Source organism: Mesorhizobium sp. B2-4-6 (assembly GCF_006442775.1).
Lineage (GTDB): Bacteria > Pseudomonadota > Alphaproteobacteria > Rhizobiales > Rhizobiaceae > Mesorhizobium.
On the sequence record NZ_VFVI01000013.1, the window covers coordinates 22,390 to 35,619 of the forward strand.

At 63.5% G+C, this 13,230-nt stretch carries 23 protein-coding genes and 1 tRNA gene; 9 read left to right on the top strand and 15 right to left on the bottom strand.

Features of this window, described 5'->3' with window-relative positions:
* The first annotated feature begins 129 nt into the window (after positions 1 to 129).
* The 9 genes from murA (at position 130) to FJ957_RS25710 (ending at position 5,913) form a co-directional block, all read left to right on the top strand.
* Positions 130 to 1,422 (top strand): UDP-N-acetylglucosamine 1-carboxyvinyltransferase, encoded by a 1,293-nt coding sequence (gene murA / locus FJ957_RS25670; protein ID WP_140835593.1) that lies wholly within the window; start codon positions 130 to 132, stop codon positions 1,420 to 1,422.
* Positions 1,423 to 1,514: 92 nt separating this feature from the next.
* Positions 1,515 to 1,949 (top strand): DUF2948 family protein, encoded by a 435-nt coding sequence (locus FJ957_RS25675; RefSeq protein WP_140835594.1) that lies wholly within the window; start codon positions 1,515 to 1,517, stop codon positions 1,947 to 1,949.
* 6 nt (positions 1,950 to 1,955) lie between these two features.
* Entirely contained in the window at positions 1,956 to 3,248 is a 1,293-nt protein-coding gene (gene hisD / locus FJ957_RS25680; protein WP_140835595.1) for a histidinol dehydrogenase, read from the top strand.
* A 2-nt stretch (positions 3,249 to 3,250) separates the two neighbouring features.
* Positions 3,251 to 3,736: a UPF0262 family protein gene (locus FJ957_RS25685; protein WP_140648026.1), complete on the top strand. Its 486-nt coding sequence runs from the start codon at positions 3,251 to 3,253 to the stop codon at positions 3,734 to 3,736.
* A 100-nt stretch (positions 3,737 to 3,836) separates the two neighbouring features.
* A complete protein-coding gene (locus FJ957_RS25690) occupies positions 3,837 to 4,286 on the top strand; it encodes a low molecular weight phosphatase family protein (protein WP_140835596.1) in 450 nt (149 codons plus the stop codon).
* A 195-nt stretch (positions 4,287 to 4,481) separates the two neighbouring features.
* Positions 4,482 to 4,700 carry a translation initiation factor IF-1 gene (gene infA, locus FJ957_RS25695; protein ID WP_006200926.1) on the top strand — a complete coding sequence of 73 codons (219 nt, stop codon included), beginning with the start codon at positions 4,482 to 4,484 and terminating at the stop codon, positions 4,698 to 4,700.
* A gap of 128 nt (positions 4,701 to 4,828) precedes the next feature.
* Complete coding sequence (locus tag FJ957_RS25700) at positions 4,829 to 5,455, top strand: Maf-like protein (RefSeq protein WP_140835597.1); 627 nt, start codon at positions 4,829 to 4,831, stop codon at positions 5,453 to 5,455.
* On the top strand, positions 5,452 to 5,673 hold the full coding sequence (yacG, locus tag FJ957_RS25705) for a DNA gyrase inhibitor YacG (RefSeq protein WP_140835598.1): 222 nt from the start codon (positions 5,452 to 5,454) through the stop codon (positions 5,671 to 5,673). Before FJ957_RS25700 ends, yacG begins: the two co-directional genes overlap by 4 nt.
* Before the next feature lie 164 nt (positions 5,674 to 5,837).
* Positions 5,838 to 5,913 (top strand) — tRNA-Phe (locus FJ957_RS25710).
* A gap of 68 nt (positions 5,914 to 5,981) precedes the next feature.
* Here FJ957_RS25710 and FJ957_RS25715 read toward each other — a convergent pair.
* The 15 genes from FJ957_RS25715 to FJ957_RS25775 all read right to left on the bottom strand — a co-directional run bounded on the left by FJ957_RS25715 (position 5,982) and on the right by FJ957_RS25775 (position 13,228).
* Entirely contained in the window at positions 5,982 to 7,094 is a 1,113-nt protein-coding gene (locus FJ957_RS25715; protein ID WP_140835599.1) for a tyrosine-type recombinase/integrase, read from the bottom strand.
* Complete coding sequence (locus FJ957_RS25720; RefSeq protein WP_140835600.1) at positions 7,094 to 7,339, bottom strand: hypothetical protein; 246 nt, start codon at positions 7,337 to 7,339, stop codon at positions 7,094 to 7,096. Before FJ957_RS25720 ends, FJ957_RS25715 begins: the two co-directional genes overlap by 1 nt.
* Positions 7,339 to 7,785, bottom strand: a complete 447-nt coding sequence (locus tag FJ957_RS25725) for a hypothetical protein (protein WP_140835601.1) — start codon at positions 7,783 to 7,785, stop codon at positions 7,339 to 7,341. The genes FJ957_RS25720 and FJ957_RS25725 overlap by 1 nt, the downstream gene beginning before the upstream one ends.
* Positions 7,782 to 8,108, bottom strand: a complete 327-nt coding sequence (locus FJ957_RS25730) for a hypothetical protein (protein ID WP_140835602.1) — start codon at positions 8,106 to 8,108, stop codon at positions 7,782 to 7,784. The genes FJ957_RS25725 and FJ957_RS25730 overlap by 4 nt, the downstream gene beginning before the upstream one ends.
* Positions 8,105 to 8,617: a hypothetical protein gene (locus tag FJ957_RS25735; RefSeq protein ID WP_140835603.1), complete on the bottom strand. Its 513-nt coding sequence runs from the start codon at positions 8,615 to 8,617 to the stop codon at positions 8,105 to 8,107. Before FJ957_RS25735 ends, FJ957_RS25730 begins: the two co-directional genes overlap by 4 nt.
* Before the next feature lie 118 nt (positions 8,618 to 8,735).
* Positions 8,736 to 9,341: a hypothetical protein gene (locus FJ957_RS25740; RefSeq protein ID WP_140835604.1), complete on the bottom strand. Its 606-nt coding sequence runs from the start codon at positions 9,339 to 9,341 to the stop codon at positions 8,736 to 8,738.
* Complete coding sequence (locus tag FJ957_RS25745) at positions 9,338 to 9,634, bottom strand: helix-turn-helix domain-containing protein (RefSeq protein WP_140835605.1); 297 nt, start codon at positions 9,632 to 9,634, stop codon at positions 9,338 to 9,340. The genes FJ957_RS25740 and FJ957_RS25745 overlap by 4 nt, the downstream gene beginning before the upstream one ends.
* The gene (locus FJ957_RS25750) at positions 9,634 to 11,241 is read right to left on the bottom strand and encodes a DUF87 domain-containing protein (RefSeq protein ID WP_140835606.1); all 1,608 of its coding nucleotides are present in this window, start codon (positions 11,239 to 11,241) and stop codon (positions 9,634 to 9,636) included. The genes FJ957_RS25745 and FJ957_RS25750 overlap by 1 nt, the downstream gene beginning before the upstream one ends.
* An 11-nt stretch (positions 11,242 to 11,252) precedes the next feature.
* Positions 11,253 to 11,447 (bottom strand): hypothetical protein, encoded by a 195-nt coding sequence (locus tag FJ957_RS25755; RefSeq protein WP_140835607.1) that lies wholly within the window; start codon positions 11,445 to 11,447, stop codon positions 11,253 to 11,255.
* Positions 11,448 to 11,515: 68 nt separating this feature from the next.
* Positions 11,516 to 12,055 (bottom strand): hypothetical protein, encoded by a 540-nt coding sequence (locus FJ957_RS25760; protein WP_140835608.1) that lies wholly within the window; start codon positions 12,053 to 12,055, stop codon positions 11,516 to 11,518.
* Positions 12,055 to 12,186 carry a hypothetical protein gene (locus tag FJ957_RS32490; protein ID WP_281407696.1) on the bottom strand — a complete coding sequence of 44 codons (132 nt, stop codon included), beginning with the start codon at positions 12,184 to 12,186 and terminating at the stop codon, positions 12,055 to 12,057. Before FJ957_RS32490 ends, FJ957_RS25760 begins: the two co-directional genes overlap by 1 nt.
* On the bottom strand, positions 12,186 to 12,449 hold the full coding sequence (locus FJ957_RS25765; RefSeq protein ID WP_140835609.1) for a hypothetical protein: 264 nt from the start codon (positions 12,447 to 12,449) through the stop codon (positions 12,186 to 12,188). The genes FJ957_RS32490 and FJ957_RS25765 overlap by 1 nt, the downstream gene beginning before the upstream one ends.
* Positions 12,449 to 12,601 carry a hypothetical protein gene (locus tag FJ957_RS31930; protein WP_181180710.1) on the bottom strand — a complete coding sequence of 51 codons (153 nt, stop codon included), beginning with the start codon at positions 12,599 to 12,601 and terminating at the stop codon, positions 12,449 to 12,451. Before FJ957_RS31930 ends, FJ957_RS25765 begins: the two co-directional genes overlap by 1 nt.
* On the bottom strand, positions 12,598 to 13,044 hold the full coding sequence (locus FJ957_RS25770) for a hypothetical protein (protein ID WP_140835610.1): 447 nt from the start codon (positions 13,042 to 13,044) through the stop codon (positions 12,598 to 12,600). Before FJ957_RS25770 ends, FJ957_RS31930 begins: the two co-directional genes overlap by 4 nt.
* The gene (locus tag FJ957_RS25775) at positions 13,037 to 13,228 is read right to left on the bottom strand and encodes a hypothetical protein (RefSeq protein ID WP_140835611.1); all 192 of its coding nucleotides are present in this window, start codon (positions 13,226 to 13,228) and stop codon (positions 13,037 to 13,039) included. The genes FJ957_RS25770 and FJ957_RS25775 overlap by 8 nt, the downstream gene beginning before the upstream one ends.
* Positions 13,229 to 13,230: the final 2 nt, after the last annotated feature.

Genomic DNA, 13,230 nt, shown 5'->3' on the forward strand with positions numbered 1-13,230 from the left:
CATACTGGCCGGTCACAGTTGGTCCGGTTTCAAGAAAATCCTATTTCTTGAACCAAGCCGGCCAATGGTCTAAGCCGGGCGCATCAACCGATTGAAACCGGCCTGTTCTGGCCGAGGGGACGTTTTCTCATGGATCGCATCAGAATTGTCGGCGGCAACGAGCTGGCCGGCACCATTCCGATCTCGGGCGCCAAGAATGCGGCATTGCCGCTGATGATCGCCTCGCTGCTCACCGACGATACGCTGACGCTCGAAAACGTGCCGCATCTGGCCGATGTCGAGCAGTTGATCCGCATTCTCGGCAATCACGGCGTCGACTACTCGGTCAACGGCCGGCGCGAAAAGCAGCAGGAAGGCTATTCGCGCACCATCAATTTTTCGGCCCGCAACATCGTCGACACCACCGCGCCTTATGAACTTGTTTCGAAGATGCGCGCTTCCTTCTGGGTGATCGGACCGTTGCTTGCCCGCATGGGCGAGGCCAAGGTGTCGCTGCCCGGCGGCTGCGCCATCGGCACGCGCCCGGTCGACCTGTTCCTCGAGGGGCTGCAGGTTCTCGGCGCGGAGCTCGACGTCGACAATGGCTATGTCATGGCCAAGACCAGGAACGGCCGCCTGATCGGCAATCGCTATGTGTTTCCCAAGGTGTCGGTCGGCGCTACCCATGTGCTGGTGATGGCGGCCTCGCTCGCCAAGGGCGAGACGGTGCTGGAGAACGCCGCCTGCGAGCCGGAAATCGTCAATCTCGCCGAATGCCTGATCGCCATGGGCGCCAAGATCCACGGCGCCGGCACCTCGACCATCACCATCCACGGCGTCGAAGCGCTGTCGGGCGCCCGCGTGCGCGTCATCCCCGACCGCATCGAGACCGGCACCTACGCCATGGCCGTCGCCATGACCGGCGGCGACGTGATGCTCGCCGGCGCCCGTCCAGACCTGTTGCAGACCGCGCTCGATGTTCTTGTCGAGACCGGCGCGGAGATCACGCCGACCAATGAGGGAATCCGCGTCAAGCGCAACGGCGCCGGCATTGCGCCGGTCGACGTCACGACCGCCCCCTTCCCCGCCTTCCCGACAGACCTGCAGGCGCAGTTCATGGGCCTGATGACGATGGCCAAGGGAAAGTCGCGCATCACCGAGACGATTTTCGAGAACCGCTTCATGCATGTGCAGGAGCTCGCCCGGTTGGGCGCCCACATCACGCTTTCCGGCCAGACGGCGATCGTCGACGGTGTCGCCAAGCTCAAGGGCGCGCCCGTGATGGCGACCGACCTGCGCGCCTCGGTGTCGCTGGTGATCGCTGGCCTTGCCGCCGAGGGCGAGACCACGGTCAATCGCGTCTACCACCTCGACCGCGGCTTCGAGCGGCTGGAAGAGAAGCTTTCCGGCTGCGGCGCGGTGATCGAGCGGATTTCGGGCTGACGCCTACCGGCATCTGCCTCGGGCGAGTTGCACCGGCGGGAAAGACCGCATAACAGAGGGCTGAATTATCAACCTCCAGGTGCGCATTCGGCATGGCAGCTCTCAAGCTCATCGCGCTCGACGAACAGGATCTGAGCATCGTTTCGGCGCATGTCCAGGACGCCGTCATGAAGGTCTCCGACCTTGAATATCTGCCGGCGGCCAAGCGCTTCGTGCTGACCATGAACCGCTTCGTCTGGGAAGCGAAATCCGGCCTGTTCCGCCAGCACAATGAACGGCGCCAGAGCGTTCTGCATTTCGATCGCGTACTCGGCGCCAAGACCAGCGGCATTGCGCGCGACAAGCCGGCCGAGGTGCTGTCGCTGCTGGCGATCAGCTTCATCGCCATCAGCAAGCCGGCCGGCATCGTCGAACTGGTGTTTTCGGGCGGCGGCACCATCATGCTCGACGTCGAATGCGTCGAGGCACGGCTTGCCGATGTCGGCGGCTCCTGGGAAGCCACCTCGCGACCCGTGCACAGAGGCTAAAAGCGCATGGCGATTACGCTCCGACAGCAGGACGCCGATTTCGAGCAACGCTTTTCGGCCTTCCTCACCACCAAGCGCGAGGTGTCTGCCGACGTCGAGGCCGTGGTGCGCGGCATCATCGAGCGCGTGCGCGCCGAAGGCGACAAGGCGTTGATAGACTACACGCTGAAGTTCGACAAAGCCGATCTCAACGCGCTCGGCATCGCCGTCTCGAAGGACGACATCGCCAAGGCCTATGAGGCGGCCGATCCGGCGACCGTCGAGGCGCTCAAATTCGCGCGTGAGCGTATCCGTTCGCATCACGAGCGGCAGAAGCCCAAGGACGACCGCTATACGGATGCCGCCGGTGTCGAGCTCGGCTCGCGCTGGACGGCTATCGAAGCTGTCGGCCTTTACGTGCCGGGCGGCACGGCGAGCTATCCGAGCTCGGTGCTGATGAACGCCGTGCCGGCCAAGGTCGCCGGTGTCGAGCGCATCGTCATCGTCGTGCCGGCCTCGGGCGGCGTCATCAATCCGCTGGTGCTGGTGGCCGCCGACCTTGCCGGCGTTTCCGAAATCTACCGCGTCGGCGGCGCGCAGGCCGTTGCGGCCCTTGCCTACGGCACCGAAACGATCAGGCCGGTCGCCAAGATCGTCGGTCCGGGCAATGCCTATGTCGCGGCAGCCAAGCGTCAGGTGTTCGGCACCGTCGGCATCGACATGATCGCCGGGCCGTCGGAAGTGCTGGTGGTGGCCGACGCCGACAACGATCCGGACTGGATCGCGGCCGACCTTCTGGCGCAGGCCGAGCACGACATATCGGCGCAGTCGATCCTGATCACGGACAACGCCGAATTCGGCAAGGCGGTGGAGCAGGCGGTCGAACGCCAGCTCAAGGTGCTGCCGCGCGCCGAGACAGCGGCCGCGAGCTGGCGCGACTTCGGAGCGGTGATCCTGGTGCCGACGATGGAAGCCTCGCTGCCGCTGGTCGACAGGATCGCGGCCGAGCATGTCGAGCTCGCTTTCGACCATGCCGAGGGCTTCTTTTCCAGGATGCGCAACGCGGGCGCCGTGTTCATCGGCCGCCATACGCCGGAGGTCATCGGCGACTATGTCGGCGGCTCCAACCACGTTTTGCCGACGGCACGCTCGGCGCGTTTCTCGTCAGGTCTGTCCGTGCTCGATTTCGTCAAGCGCACCTCGATCCTGAAGCTCGGGCCGGATCAACTCAAGGTGCTGGCGCCCGCCGCGATCGCGCTTGCCAAGGCGGAAGGCCTCGATGCCCATGCCCGCTCCGTCGCGATCAGGTTGAACATGTAGCGATGTCCGGTCACGACCAAATCCGCGACAGGCTGATCGACGTCGAGCTCGACGAATCGATCGGACGTTCGACGCCCGACGTCGAGCACGAGCGGGCCGTGGCGATCTTCGACCTCATCGAGGAGAACAGGTTTCGGCCGATCAATGATGACGGCGCCGGTCCGTACAGGCTGAAGCTTTCGCTGGCCGAGTCGCGCCTGGTCTTCGCCGTCAGCCGTGAGAACGGCGCCGAGGTGGTCACCCACATCCTGTCGCTGACGCCGCTGAGGCGCATCGTCAAGGACTACTACCTGATCTGCGAAAGCTATTACGAGGCCATCCGCTCCTCGACGCCGAGCCACATCGAAGCGATCGACATGGGCCGGCGTGGTCTGCACAATGAGGGCTCGCAGACGCTGATGGACCGGCTCGCCGGCAAGATCGAGATCGACTTCGACACGGCGCGGCGGCTGTTCACGCTGGTCTGCGTGCTGCACTGGCGAGGCTAGATCAGGATGATGTTTCATTGAAACACCGTCCTGATCTAACTCTTTGTCGGAGCATGATCTTCTCCGAGAACCGGTTCCCACTTTTTGGGACCATGCTCTAGTGGCCGCCCTGCCGCATTCGATCCTGTTCCTGTGCGGCATGAACGCCGTGCGCTCGCCGATAGCGGAACAGTTGGCGCGCCGCATGCTTCCCGCCACCACCTTTGTCGCTTCGGCCGGCGTGCGCGCCGGCGAGCGCGATCCGTTCGTCGACGCGGTGCTTGCCGAAGAGGGCCTGTCGCTCGGCGAGCGCCAGCCCAGGACGCTGGCGGAGCTGGAAGACGACTATTTCGACCTGATCGTCACGCTGGCGCCGGAAGCGCATCATGCGGCCCTCGAACTCACCCGATCGCTCGCCGTCGAGGTCGAATACTGGCCGATGCCCGACCCGACCGACACCGGCGGCACGCGCGAGCACATCATGGCCGCCTATCGCGACGTGCGCGAGCGGCTGAAAACCCGCATAAGTCGACGTTTTGCGGCACCGGGGGCTGAAAGCGCCCCGGATTAAGCTTGTTCACAAGCGGATGATTATCATATAGGTTCCGCGCAAATTCCGGTTGGAGTCGGATGATTTCAAGTCTGTTCGACCTGAAATCATCCGACTCCAGATCAAGAGTAGAGCATGATGTCGTCCGAAAACCGCTTCACACTTTTCGGCATCATGCTCTAGGCGCCGGAACGCCCATCCAAGCAAAGGTATCGAATGCCGAAGGAAGAAGTCCTCGAGTTTCCAGGTGTGGTCACCGAACTGCTGCCCAATGCGATGTTCCGCGTGAAGCTCGAAAACGAACACGAAATCATCGCCCACACGGCCGGCCGCATGCGCAAGAACCGCATCCGTGTGCTGACCGGCGACAAGGTCCTGGTCGAGATGACGCCCTACGACCTGACCAAGGGCCGCATCACCTACCGTTTCAAGTAACAGTCCGGCGCGAAGCTAGAGCCGGATGATTTCAGGTCTGTTCGACCTGAAATCATCCGGCTCCAAATCAAAGAGTGGAGCATGATGTCGCCCGAAAACCGCTTCACACTTTTCGGTATAATGCTCACATGAGCATCCTGCAGAAGCTCGTGCTTGCCTCGGGTTCGCCGCGCCGCATCGAATTGCTGCAGCAGGCCGGCATCGAGCCGGACCGGGTGCTGCCCGCCGATGTCGACGAGACGCCGCTGCGCGCCGAGCATCCGCGCTCGCTGGCCAAGCGCCTTTGCAAGGACAAGGCCGAGAAGGCGCTGGCCTCGCTGAAGAGCGAGGAGGACTATGCACCCGCCTTCGTCCTCGCCGCCGACACGGTGGTGGCGGTCGGGCGGCGCATCCTGCCCAAGGCCGAGACGATCGACGACGCCATCAACTGCCTCGGCCTGCTTTCCGGCCGCTCGCACCGGGTCTATTCCGGCATCTGCCTGATCACGCCCGGCGGCAAGTTGCGCCAGCGGCTGGTGGAAACCAGGGTGCGCTTCAAGCGGCTGCCGCGCGAGGAGATCGACGCCTATGTCGCCTCGGGCGAATGGCGCGGCAAGGCCGGCGGCTATGCCGTGCAGGGCCTGGCCGGTTCGTTCGTCGTCAAGCTGGTCGGCTCCTACACCAATGTGGTCGGCCTGCCGCTCTACGAGAGCGTGGCCCTGCTTGCGGGCGAAGGCTTCAAGGCGCACCAGAACTGGCACGCTTCGCGCTCATGAGTCTGGACGACAAGGTCACGCCGCTGAGGCCGAGGCGGCCCTGCCCCGAATGCGGCAAACCCTCGGCGCGCGAACGCTACCCATTCTGTTCGGCGCGCTGCAAGGACATCGACCTCAATCGCTGGCTGAAAGGCGCCTATGTCATCCCCGTCCGCGACGGCGAAGAGGAAGAAGAGGACAGCCCGAAGCCGGGCCCGACGCCCAAGGACGAGCCGTGAGCGCAGCCGGCGACAGGCCGTTTCCCGGCGATTTTTCTTTCCTGACGAAATCAACACCTAGGCGCTGGACAGGCAGGATTCCCGTGCTATAACCCACGCGCTTTCAAGGGGCGCCGCCGGCGCCTCCGCGAAACCCGGCAGGCGCATCCCGTTAGCCGGCACAGGCCCAGATAGCTCAGTTGGTAGAGCAGCGGACTGAAAATCCGCGTGTCGGTGGTTCGAATCCGCCTCTGGGCACCAGCACCTTCGAGCCCCCTTGATTCTGCTCGATTTTTCTCCCCATTTTGTCCAGCCTTTTCACACCACCCCTATTTTCTGGACACTTTTGTTCCCGTTTCGACCGGCTGCTCAGCATCCGCAAGCAGATTGACGGCTGTCCTTGCGATGACCTTTTGCCGCGCCGCTTTCGTGTAGCGGTTCACCTCTTTCGAGGTCTGGTGGCCGGTCACCGACATGATCTGATGCTCGGTGGCGCCGCGGTCCGCCATGCGGCTTGATCCCGCCTTACGGAGTCCGTGCGCGCTGCAATGCGGCAAACCGGCTTCATCGCAGCGCTTGCGGAACCAGTTGCCGAAGCCGTTGGCGGTGAACGGCTTCTTGAACTCGGTCACCAGATAGGTGAGATCGCCGCACGGGCTGTGGTCGACCGTGAACTGAAGATTCGGATGGATCGGGATCTCCAGCGTGACAGCTTTCCGCCGGCGGTTCTTCTGCTGGGTAAATTTCAGCACACCGTTGCGGACGTGCTGCTTTCCGAATAGCACGACGTCGCTGCGGCGTTGCAGCGTGTAGAGCAACAGGTCTAACGCGAGGCGTGCCTTGGTGCCGATCGGGTGACGCTCTTCGAACTTCTCGACCTCCTCGATCGTCCAGGAATGGAAGCCGTCTCCGGTGGCCTTGAAGTAGGCGATGTCGCGCGCCGGGTTGAACTGCGCGTGATCAACGGCGGGGTCAATTGCCCATTTGAAGACCTGGCGAATCGCCTTGACCCGGCCGTTGCCGGCCTCGGGTAACTCTGCTTTGCGGTCGCGCAGCATGCGCACCACCTTTGCGGTGAAGGCTGCCACAGGCATGTCGCCGACAAGCTTCGTTGATCCGGGCTTGATCGGTTCCTTCCAACAATGCTCGAGGATGCCGCGGCGGACCGTCTGGGTTGCCAGATCGAGGTGCTTGAACTCGGCGGAACCGTAATATTGCTCGCAGAGCCAGCGGAAGGTGTTTTTGACGGCAAGCTTTGGGCCATCCTTGGCCTTCGGCTCGATCTCACCTTTCAGCGCATTGTAGTAGACCTCGTTGAACTCGTCGGTTCCGGGGACGCCAGGCAGTGGGATCTTCGGTGCTTTACCCCGCCGAAAATAGAACCGGAGGACGCCATCGGTGCGATCCTCGACGATGTATTTTTGCGCGAATTTCCTGGGCATCACGTCTCGACGTCCCACTCTCCGCCTCCATCGTCGCTGCCTCCGGGCAGCAAGTCAAATGCGCGCTCCACAGCGCGGCGATCCCACACGGTACGGCTGTTGATGGCTTTCGGCTTCGGCATGCGGCCATCCTTCACCATCTCGTCGAAGAGCGAGGCGCCGACACCAATAAAGGCGGCGGCCTCGATACGGCTGAGACCGATCGGAACGAGAGTTGGGGGGAGGTCGATCTGGCGGCGCGGCATCAATCGTAGCCTTCCAACCACAGCCGGTAGGACTTCTCGATCTCGCGGAAGTTTTCCGCCTTCAAAGGCTCATGATCGAGGTCGGTGCGGCTGGCGATCCCACATTGCGCGCGCAACCAGGTAGCAGCGCCGTCTTTGCCGTCGACCCTCGTGCCGTATTTCTCGGCTATGAATTTCCAGAACGCCCCTTCGCCGCAGATCGTGCCGGCGATCGCCGCCAATCGGCCGCCTTTCCGCTCCGGCTTCGCTGGTGGGTCCTCGGCCGGCGTCTCGATCGATGGCGCCGCGATGATCTCGCGCTCTACCGGGCCCATGATATCGATGACGATCTCGTCATCCTCGACGGTGACGAGGTAGGCTTCGCCGTCGGTCTCCGCCTTGCCGACGAGATGCTCAATCGCGAGCGTCAGCGGAATCGTGAATCGGTGGATGATCTGCGGCTTCACGCTGCGTTTTCCTTGTCGACAGAAATCCGGTAGCCGCCGTCGCCACCCTTGTGTCCTTCTATGGTCACGCCGAGCTCGCGTAGCTTTCGGCGCATGCGGAAAATCATCGCCGTGATGACGTTCGCGGCATTGTCTGGTCCGCCCAGCGGGTCGTCGGCATATGCTTTCATAGCGATGAACTGCCAACCGACGAACTGCCCGTTGCCTCCGGCGATGCAGCGGAAGATTCGCGCCTGCAGGTGGGAGAACTTTGCTCGGAAGATCACGGCTTCCGCGTCGAACCCGTCGACGAGCTGACCACAATGCTTGCATCGGGCTGTCATATCCCGGCAGCTCCCTCGATGGCCTGCCGTTTCGCGCGGTTCCAGACGCGCAAGAACACCAGCAGCGCCATTAGCGTCTTGACGCGCTTCGCCTTCCGCTTTGCGGCAGCATGAAGCTGGCGTGTCGCCGGTGGGATGGCGCGCCAGTGATCGGCGCAGATCCATTCCTCAGCGATGTCGGTCGTGACGGTGTCACCGTCGGCGTAGTCACCGCGCTCGACGGTGATGAGATCGGGCAGCGCTCGACGCGTGCGCCGGCAGTGCGGAACGGAGCAAGCTACGCGATCAGCCACGCCCCCCCCTATGGCCCAAGACTGCGAATTGCCCGTGATGCCGAAAAGGCTGTCGCCCAGCTCAGCGATGTCGCCGGCGGCCTTCAGCCGATCGGCGACCGATGACGGCACCGTCTCCCACGGACCTTCGAACCACCAGACGCGGGCACCATCGACGAGCTGCATGTGGAGCTTGTCGCCGGCGCGGAGGCGGGAGAGGACGGCTTCGAGCTTCATGGGTGCGGCCCAATAGCGATAGCGAGCCCGGTGATGTCGCGCGCTTCACGCCGCGACATGTCGGGTGCCGTTCCGCAGGCGGCAAGCGAGAGAACGGCGAGGATGAACGCTAGCCGTTTCATCTTGCGGTCTCATCGATGTTGCGGCGCTCGACGGTGAAGGTGACGGCGACGACCCACGGGTTCATCTCCCAGCCGAATCCGCGGGCTTCGTTGAGATGGTTCCACAGGCGCTGGTATTGCCGCTTTGGTCCGCCAGGCCACCAACCGCCGTCGATGTCGATGTCGTGGCCGGCTGTCGCGCCGTTCTGATCGACGCCTTCGGCAATGGCGTCGTCGTCGTTGATCTCCTGCAGCCGCTGGACGCGAACATCAGTAACCGGCAGGGTAAGACGGGAAGCCCATCGCGGCATATGGATACCTGGCTTCCAAATGGTCTGATCTCGGTCGACATCTGCTCGATAACGCGCGCCGAGTGCCGGATCGGCTGAATGCACCGGCTTGAAAGCCTCACGCACCCAGAGCCGGTCGCCGGCCGCATACTTCAGCCGCATCGGGATACGAGGCAGACCGCCCTGGCCGGTGAACTGCCAGCCCGTTGGGCCGACACGATCGAGGTGCATACCGGGCGTGTAAGCCTCCAGAACGCGCCGCGTCTGGGTCTTCCTGCCGCCGAGCAGCGCGCGAACCATCGGGGCGGAGAAGAGAATCGGGCGGTCGGTCATCTCAATCCTCTCTTTTTCAACGCCGCCCAGATCGTGGAATGATCGCGGCCGCCGAAGAGCCTGCCGATCTCGGCCAGTGTCATGGTGCGGCCGCCGATACGGCAATTCAGATAGACGGCGGAGATCGCGTCATAGCGCGCCTCAATAACGCGATCTCGCTTGCTCGACCCGGCGAGATGCGTAACCGTCAGGAAATGCCATGCCGCGACGCGCTCGATGAGGTCTCGCGCCATCGTGCGCCTCGCCATCGGGATGCCGGGATAGCGGTCGAATGGAGGCGGTCGGAAGTGCATCAGCGATCTCCCATGATGATCGGTGAAAGGCGCAGCAACCCGCGTTGCGGTTCCTCGACGAGGCCGTTGGTGCGGATGCGCGAAAGGTAGGTTCCGAACGTACCGCCGCCGACAGCGAGGCCGAGCGAAGCGGCGAGGCCTTCCCGCGAGATCGCATCCGGATACATTCGGGAAAGGACGTCGAGCATCGGCCCAACTCCAGGCAGCTTCGACTTCCACATCGCCAGCCCGGCCTCAGGCGTCGCCGGCATCTCAGGGGGCGCGAAGCCGATCGCCTCTACACCCGCCGTCGTCGCATACCAGAGGCCGCCGCGTTCCTCGACCAGATACCTGGTGCGCAGCCTGCTCTTGTAGGTCGACCAGGTGCCGCCGGTTCGCTTGAATCCGGCGAGGCTCGCCCATTGCGGTTCGGTGTAGCCGGCCGGATAGGCGGCGACGAGCACGGCGAGCGGCTTGCGTTCGGCGCCGATCGACGCTTCAGTTTTCGGCGGCTTTGTCTCTGGGCGCTTCAGTTGCTTGTCGGGTGAAGCGGCCGCCGGTGTCGGGATCGCCACAGCCTCCGGCGATGTCACGACCAGCTCGTTGTCGAGGACCGAATTGAGGACGCGCTTCATCCGCGCCAGCAACTCGGCCTGCCCATCCGCAACGCCTTGTGTGTATCCATCTTTGAGGCCGCGCCGGTAGCCACGCTGCTCCCAGCCTTCAATCTCCGCCTTGCTGGCGCCGCTGGCAGGCGCCTGGCGCGTCTCTGGCGCCGGCGCCACTTTCATCGCTTCACGTAGCGCGTCGACGTCTACGGCTGTGAGGGCCGGCGCCACGGCGGCTTCACCGGCATCGGGCGTGCGGCTGGAATCGAAAGTCCGGATCGGCGGGAAGGTGACGCGCTCGAGAACCGCATCCGCCGGCGACCACACCCAGCCCTCGCCGCGAGCTAGCGTCGGCAGGCTCGACATCACGGTACGCGCCTGGCCGGCGTCAGCGTTTCCCTTCACCCAATCCTCGATCGCCTTGCGGTCCTGCGGCGATGTCAGCTTCAGCGCGATCAGCGTCCCGATCTGCGACAGCACATTCTTATGCAGCACGGCGGGCCGCTGCGTGATCATGAGCGGCCGAAAGCCCTTGATGCGGCCGCGCCTCACGATCTTGTCGAAAGCGCCGGATAGCCGGCGTTCCTCCGGCATCGGATTCTGCGGGCAGATCTCATCGGCTTCGTCGACGACGAGGTGCAGCGCTGCTTTGTTCAGCGCGTAGAGCTTCTGTAGGAACGCGGTGAGGAACTTTGTCTTCTCGCCGCCGGTCATCTCCGAGGTGTCGATGATGGCTTGCACGTCGCGGCCCGCCAAGGCCTCGGCGACGGCCTCACCGGCGTCAGGCGAGATCGGAATATCGGCGTGATCACCACCAAAGATCAGGACTTGGTATCCTCCCTCAGCGGAGCCGTCGGCACCGGCGCGCAAGCCGTACCAGGCACCAGTTGGATCGATGATGAGGACACGGCGGCCGAGATCGAGCAGCCGCTCCACCGCGCCCTTCGCGGCAAAGGTTTTGCCAGCGCCGGTCGTCCCGACGATGGCGGTAGGCTTGTCCAGGAAGGGCGCGATGTCCATTGCGGTCGCCTTCAGCTCGAAACCAGTTCGAAGCGGTTGCCCGCCTTGTCGGTGACGATCGGACCTCGCCCCTTCTTGCCGGCTTCGAGGACGGGGACACCAGTGATCTTGACGTCGTCGCCCTTCGGCCCCTTGCCGATGATCGTGATCGATGCGCTGGCGCGACGCGCCGACCAATCGGTCACCTTCTTGATTGTGGATGCCATTTCCATGCTCCTTGCTTCGACCGCCGGCGAAATGCCGACGGCATTCCCCTCGGTGTGCTACCGGAGGATCACTGCGCGCCACCGGCGATTTGAGACAGCGATTTGACCTGCTCAATCGTGATGATCGGCATGAGTTGTTCGACGGTCGGTATCGAGGCGAGAAACCCCTGTGCCTCACCGCTCTCGAGTGCGCCTACCAGAACCTTTTCCTGAAGAGTGACGGACTGCTTCTCGATCTCCGCCTTGGCCGCCTTCTCTGCGGCCTGGACGCGGTTGACGGCGGCGAACCGAAGCTTCGCCCGGGCGTCCTTTGTGCCGTTATAGTAGCCCTGATGCCGCCAGTTCAGATTGAGGCTCGGCGCGAAATCGTCAGGGATGCCAAGCCGCTTGCATTCCTCGGCGATAAGTCTGGATGCTTCAGCGACGGCGGCATTCGCCTTTTCGACAGCCTGGCTCCAGATTTCGTTTTCGTCGAACGAGAACTCGCGCTGCAGCTGGGCATCGAAATCGACGAGAATCTCAGCTGATCGTCTCGCGGCATCGGCTTTCGCGACACGCTCCCGCTGCTTGATGATACCGATGAGTATGCGGCGGTCGCCAGGCGTCATCAGTTCCCTCCAGCGGTTGCGATGTTGATGCAGACCGCGACGCAGCCGTCGTGCAGACCGAGTTGCGCAGCGGCGACGATCAGGCAGAACCCGATCCAGAAAACGGCCCAAAGCTTGTGTTGGCTGGCCATCAGAGCAGCCTTCCTTGGCCTGCGGCCTCAAGGCTGGCGCTCGGTGTAGCGACGAACATCCGACACTGGTCGTTGCCCAACCCGTTCTTGCTGCGCGGGATCAGGATGTGCAGGATGCTGTCTTCGTTGTTGCACTCCTGATAGTTGAATAGCATGTGTGCGGCGAGCACGGCGCAGCCTGGGCCGTCCGTATTGTGGAGGCAGCGGGAGCAATACTGCTCCTCGTACATCGCGCCCTCGGTGCCGTTGGAGAAATAGCCCATCAGACCCTCCCGATCTCCCGCCGCGTCGCCTCCTCGATCAGGATCAGCACCGGAGCGTGCGGGTTGCCCCTAGCGGTGTTGATGCTGCGTAGGCGGAAACCCTTCCGACGTAGCGAGGCGCTGATCGCGGCGAAGCGCTTGTCGTCTCTCATTTGCCGATGCCGACAGTGATGATCTTGTCGGGGTGGACCTTCTCAGCCAGTTCAGAGATCGGATCGATCCGCTCGTTCGGGCCAGGCGGTGCGCGCCGCCTTGAACGTGCATATCCAGGGCAGGCCTTGAGCCTTGATGAAGCGGCTATCGAACTCGACATTGTGGGCGCAGAGGTAGTCGGCTCCGCGAATGACAGCCTGACGGGCGTCAACAGGGTCCATACCCCCCCTGCCATGGTCTCCGTGATGTGGTGGACCGCCATCGCCGGAAAGCTGATCGGCATCCCTGGGTTGACGATCGCGCTCTCCGGACCGCTTTCGATCTGCCAGCCGGTCGGGAACAAGCGGACATCGGTCCAGCCGATTTCAACCATCTCGGCGGGATCATCGAGCCCGGTGGTTTCGACGTCGCAGACCCGGATGAGGTTGAAGGGCTCAGGCACGCGTGATCTCCTCGACGCGATTGGCGAGGTCGGCCCGCGCGACGACATCCATCAGGACGAGCAACAAGGAGGTCTGCTCTCTCTTGGCCTGTGCGTTGCCTAGACTCTGGGCCAGCGCGCCGTTGATCAACGCCAGCTTTTTGAGCGCGAGCACTTCGACGGCGCTGATCTCGATCGACGCCATGG

Coding starts and splice junctions, on each gene's coding strand:
- FJ957_RS25750 (WP_140835606.1), bottom strand. CDS start 11,241: ATGGACATCGCGCCCTTCCTGGACAAGCCTACCGCCATCGTCGGGACG.
- FJ957_RS25675 (WP_140835594.1), top strand. CDS start 1,515: ATGGCAGCTCTCAAGCTCATCGCGCTCGACGAACAGGATCTGAGCATC.
- FJ957_RS25700 (WP_140835597.1), top strand. CDS start 4,829: ATGAGCATCCTGCAGAAGCTCGTGCTTGCCTCGGGTTCGCCGCGCCGC.
- FJ957_RS31930 (WP_181180710.1), bottom strand. CDS start 12,601: ATGAGAGACGACAAGCGCTTCGCCGCGATCAGCGCCTCGCTACGTCGG.
- FJ957_RS25775 (WP_140835611.1), bottom strand. CDS start 13,228: ATGGCGTCGATCGAGATCAGCGCCGTCGAAGTGCTCGCGCTCAAAAAG.
- FJ957_RS25755 (WP_140835607.1), bottom strand. CDS start 11,447: ATGGCATCCACAATCAAGAAGGTGACCGATTGGTCGGCGCGTCGCGCC.
- FJ957_RS32490 (WP_281407696.1), bottom strand. CDS start 12,186: ATGGCCAGCCAACACAAGCTTTGGGCCGTTTTCTGGATCGGGTTCTGC.
- FJ957_RS25735 (WP_140835603.1), bottom strand. CDS start 8,617: ATGAAGCTCGAAGCCGTCCTCTCCCGCCTCCGCGCCGGCGACAAGCTC.
- murA (WP_140835593.1), top strand. CDS start 130: ATGGATCGCATCAGAATTGTCGGCGGCAACGAGCTGGCCGGCACCATT.
- FJ957_RS25685 (WP_140648026.1), top strand. CDS start 3,251: ATGTCCGGTCACGACCAAATCCGCGACAGGCTGATCGACGTCGAGCTC.
- FJ957_RS25765 (WP_140835609.1), bottom strand. CDS start 12,449: ATGGGCTATTTCTCCAACGGCACCGAGGGCGCGATGTACGAGGAGCAG.
- FJ957_RS25730 (WP_140835602.1), bottom strand. CDS start 8,108: ATGACAGCCCGATGCAAGCATTGTGGTCAGCTCGTCGACGGGTTCGAC.
- FJ957_RS25720 (WP_140835600.1), bottom strand. CDS start 7,339: ATGCCGCGCCGCCAGATCGACCTCCCCCCAACTCTCGTTCCGATCGGT.
- FJ957_RS25760 (WP_140835608.1), bottom strand. CDS start 12,055: ATGACGCCTGGCGACCGCCGCATACTCATCGGTATCATCAAGCAGCGG.
- infA (WP_006200926.1), top strand. CDS start 4,482: ATGCCGAAGGAAGAAGTCCTCGAGTTTCCAGGTGTGGTCACCGAACTG.
- FJ957_RS25740 (WP_140835604.1), bottom strand. CDS start 9,341: ATGACCGACCGCCCGATTCTCTTCTCCGCCCCGATGGTTCGCGCGCTG.
- FJ957_RS25715 (WP_140835599.1), bottom strand. CDS start 7,094: ATGCCCAGGAAATTCGCGCAAAAATACATCGTCGAGGATCGCACCGAT.
- yacG (WP_140835598.1), top strand. CDS start 5,452: ATGAGTCTGGACGACAAGGTCACGCCGCTGAGGCCGAGGCGGCCCTGC.
- hisD (WP_140835595.1), top strand. CDS start 1,956: ATGGCGATTACGCTCCGACAGCAGGACGCCGATTTCGAGCAACGCTTT.
- FJ957_RS25745 (WP_140835605.1), bottom strand. CDS start 9,634: ATGCACTTCCGACCGCCTCCATTCGACCGCTATCCCGGCATCCCGATG.